General features: G+C 59.4%; 4 protein-coding genes. All 4 read left to right on the top strand.

What is annotated here, in order from left to right; translation table 11 throughout:
- Positions 1-863 (top strand): site-specific integrase (locus tag RMO18_RS05620; protein ID WP_309664472.1); only part of this gene is annotated, 863 nt, incomplete at its 5' end.
- 811 nt (positions 864-1674) lie between these two features.
- On the top strand, positions 1675-2067 hold the full coding sequence (locus RMO18_RS05625; protein ID WP_309664473.1) for a DUF3775 domain-containing protein: 393 nt from the start codon (positions 1675-1677) through the stop codon (positions 2065-2067).
- Between the two features lie 241 nt (positions 2068-2308).
- The gene (locus RMO18_RS05630; RefSeq protein WP_309664475.1) at positions 2309-3010 is read left to right on the top strand and encodes a gluconate 2-dehydrogenase subunit 3 family protein; all 702 of its coding nucleotides are present in this window, start codon (positions 2309-2311) and stop codon (positions 3008-3010) included.
- Between the two features lie 3 nt (positions 3011-3013).
- A partial coding sequence (locus tag RMO18_RS05635; RefSeq protein WP_309664476.1) for a GMC family oxidoreductase occupies positions 3014-4001 on the top strand: 988 nt, incomplete at its 3' end.

Raw genomic sequence — 4001 nt, forward strand, 5'->3', positions numbered from 1 at the left:
CGCGCGCTGCGAAAAAATCTGCCAGGTTGCGTGGCAAGTCTATCCTGAGAGGTGGTGCAGGCGCCGCAAGCCGGTGCGTGGGCGTGATCGGTTCCATGCTCACCTATGCCATCAGCGCCGGCGTTATCGAGCGCAACGTCGCGCACGGCATTCGCAAGCCCAAAGACCAAGTGCGGGACCGGCGGTTGAGCGTAGATGAATACCGAATTCTAGGCGACATGCTGCGTCGCGCTGGCGCGAATGACAAATATACCATCACCGTGGGGATCATTCGGCAACTTGCGCTAACGGGTTGCCGCCGGAGCGAGATAATTTCGCTCAGGTGGGATGACGTGGATACCGAAAACAGTTGTCTGCGCCTGTCGGAGCCCAAAGAAGGCGCGTCGACACGCCCTATTGGCCTTCCTGCGGTTGAATTTCTTGAAGAACACCGGCTGATGCGGACGGGGACGTTTGTTTTTCCCGGTTCAGCCGAGGACAACGCCTTCGACAGTTTCCAAAATCACTGGGCGAATATCTTTGCCGCGTCACCGCTCGCGGATGTGACGGCACATATTTTGCGACACAGCTTTGCCAGCGTTGCGAATGATCTTGGCTTCACTGAAAGCACCATTGCCGCCCTCATTGGACATTCGACGGCTTCGGTGACCAGCAAATACATCCACACTCTCGATACGGCCCTGCTCATGGCGGCAGATACGATCTCGGGTTACATTAAGGGACTTCTTGACGGGGTTGCGTTCAAACAGACCGCCTACGCACTTGATCGAGATTCCCGGAAAGCTGCGCTCGCGCACTTTCTGCTAAAAGCGGCTTGTGAAGACCACGCAAGGGCTGACGCAAAAGAGCCGCTGGTGGCGTGAACTGATCCTGTTCCCGGCACAACACATATCGTTCTCGCCAGTATGCAGCGACACAATTGCGCGCGGTGGAAACCTATTCGCTACTCCGCAAGATAGAGGGACAATTCCGTCAGCTTTGCCCGCAAGTGCTTGCGATTGAGCTAAATCGACCGCGAGAACTTTCTCTTTCGCTGCCGGGACTGGTTTCCGATGTGCTTGGCACATGCTGCAATCATGGCAGGTGATGGCGGCCTTGGAAAAAAATGAACTCAGGTGGTCTGGTTTGCACAACTGCGCTGATAGGGAATTCGGTGTACCCCCCCTCCCCTGTCGCCATTCATCGGCCCTGGAGCCTAACGTCGTGCCGGCCACCAAGGTGGCCCATCGCCCTCCACACGGCAATCCTGGTGGTCGAGTAAACCAAAAGCGGGCCACGCCCCCTGCCCCACCATCGAGCGGAAGTTACTGGTCAGGCGCGCACTAAACGATTAAAAATGTGGAAAGGCATCAGATCGGCTATGTCTATGCTACATCCACACTCGAATGTCCCCAGCTTGTTCTGCCAACCTTCATCCGTCGGCCACCAAGCGAGAACGTCGCCACTCGGATGTTTCACGCGAGGCCACCAATGATGGTCGAAATTGACCTCACCCCCCGACAGCCCAATGACCACCACTCTTTGCAGGTAAATTGACAGGCTGCAGGACTAGAAGGTGCGGTGGCAAAGGCGGTAGTTTGCGATGCGGCGTCCAGATTGGCACCGAGTTGATCGACATCAGTGTGGGGCCGGACCGACCTGCCATTACGGGAACCACAAATGCAGGAGATGCCGATGTTTGAGCCTCCCTTTGACAGTGCCGAAATCGAGGAACTGGTACTGAGGTTCAGTGCCGTGATGGCCAAGGAGGCCACAGACATTTCCGACCTTGGCGGCAACCCCACCGACGACGAGGTGGCCGAGACCTTGCAGGAGACCAGGGGCGACCTCAGCCGTGCCGAAATCACGCAAGAAATCGAAAGCATGAACGACGAGCAGAAGGACGCGCTGGTTGCGCTGTTCTGGATCGGTCGGGGGGATGCCGAACCCGAGGAATGGGAGGAGACCAAGTTGCTCGCCCGCCAACAGCATGACGGCCTGGTCAGCCACTATCTGCTTGGCCAGCCAGAGGTCGGGGAGTTCTTGACCGAAGGTCTGGAGAAGATGCTGGAATACGGCGTGGAGTGACGGCGCCAAAATCTGCGCAGAACCTCGAATCCCGACCGGACACTGATCGAGGTTAATGTCCCTCAGCGTCTTTTCCGATCAATTCGATCCATGATCGTTGCTCTTGGCAAGGAACACTATTCCGCCCGAGATCCCGATTGATTGCACCGGGGCGACGCGTTCACAAGGCCGCTGCGGGCCCGACATCGAGCGCGGTCCGATGGCGACAAGCAAAGGCCCGCGAGGCAATCGAGGCGCAGGCATGTCCGCACAAATCTTCACACCGTCCAGACGCGGGTTCATGGCGGCAGGCCTCGCCGGAACCGCGTTGGTGTCACTTGGGCGACCGATGTTCGGGCAAACCGCCATTCCCACGCTGGCCGAATACGTTCCGGCTGTGTTTTCTCCCGATGAGTGGGTGTTCGTCCAAGCAGCGACATCAAGGCTGATCCCGTCCGAAGGCGACGGGCCCGGCGCGCTGGAGGCACATGTGCCAGAGTTCATCGACCGCCAGCTTGGCGGAGACTTTGGCGCAGGTGCCGACTGGTACATGCAAGGCCCGCACGATCCCGCTGCAGATCCGCTCCTGGGGTTTCAGTCGCCACTTCCGCCTGCGCAAATCTACCGCGACGGCATCCGCGCCTTCGACGACTGGTGCCGCAAGACCAAGGGCACGGCATTTGCCGAACTTGACGCGCTGCAGCAGGACGAAGCGCTGACCGCTCTCGAGGCTGGTGATGCAGGTCTGCCTGATCAGTTGCGCGACTTCTTTGCCATAATGCTGCAGAACACCAAGGAGGGATATTTCAGCGACCCGCGTTACGGGGGCAACCACGGCATGAGCGCCTGGGTTCATATCGGCTTTCCAGGTGCCCGCGCGAGCTTTCTTGAATGGAACGATCCGGCGACGGATAATGTCGCCTACCCGCTTGGGCCTGTGTCGATCGCCGGCGACAGGGCCTGACCGATGGCACGTACGGACCCCAGAAAAGACATTGTGATCATCGGGCTTGGCTGGACCGGGGCGATGGCCGGTATCGAACTTGCCAAGGAAGGCCTGGAGATCCTTGCGCTGGAGCGTGGCGCGGACCGGGAAACGGTGCCCGACTTTCAATATCCCGACGTGGCGGATGAGTTGCGCTACGGGGTGCGCTACGGGTTCATGCAAAAGCCCGCAAATTCGACCCTGACCGTTCGGCACGGGCTGACGGATACGGCACTGCCGATGCGCCAGTTGGGATCGTTTCTGCCCGGTGACGGCGTCGGAGGCGCAGGGATACACTGGAACGGCAACACCTGGCGTCCGCTCGCAGAAGAGTTGCGGCTGAAGTCCTATGTTACAGAAGCGTTTGGTGCGAACATCATCACCGAAGACATGACGATCCAGGATTGGGGCGTCACCTACGCCGAGCTTGAACCATACTTCGACCGGTTCGAGTATATGCTGGGCATCTCCGGCCAAGCCGGCAACCTTGGCGGTAAGATCATGCCCGGCGGCAACCCTTTCGAGGCGCCCCGCGCCCGCGCATTTCCGATGCCGCCCCTGAAGATGCAGCTGGGCCCGCGCATGTTTCGCGATCAGGCGGCCGCGATGGGGCTGCATCCCTTCCCGATGCCCGCCGCCAATGCCAGCGAACCTTACGTCAACGAATACGGCATGCAGCTTGGCCCTTGCAATTACTGCGGCTTTTGCGAGAGGTACGGCTGCCTGAACTACTCCAAATCCTCGCCGCAGACCTGCATCCTCGATGCGCTGCGGCGATATGCCAACTTTCGCTATCGGACCCATTGCGAGGTTCTGAAGGTCGAGTTGGCCGCCGATGGCAAGACCGCCACCGGCGTGACCTACTTTGATGAGGCCGCTCAGGAAGAGGTCTTTCAACCCGCAGATATCGTGATCATGGCGGCCAATTCGCTGCACAACACTCATTTGTGCCTGCTGTCGGGCATTGGCC

The organism is Tabrizicola sp. (genome assembly GCF_031377265.1).
Taxonomy (GTDB): domain Bacteria; phylum Pseudomonadota; class Alphaproteobacteria; order Rhodobacterales; family Rhodobacteraceae; genus JAUYQR01.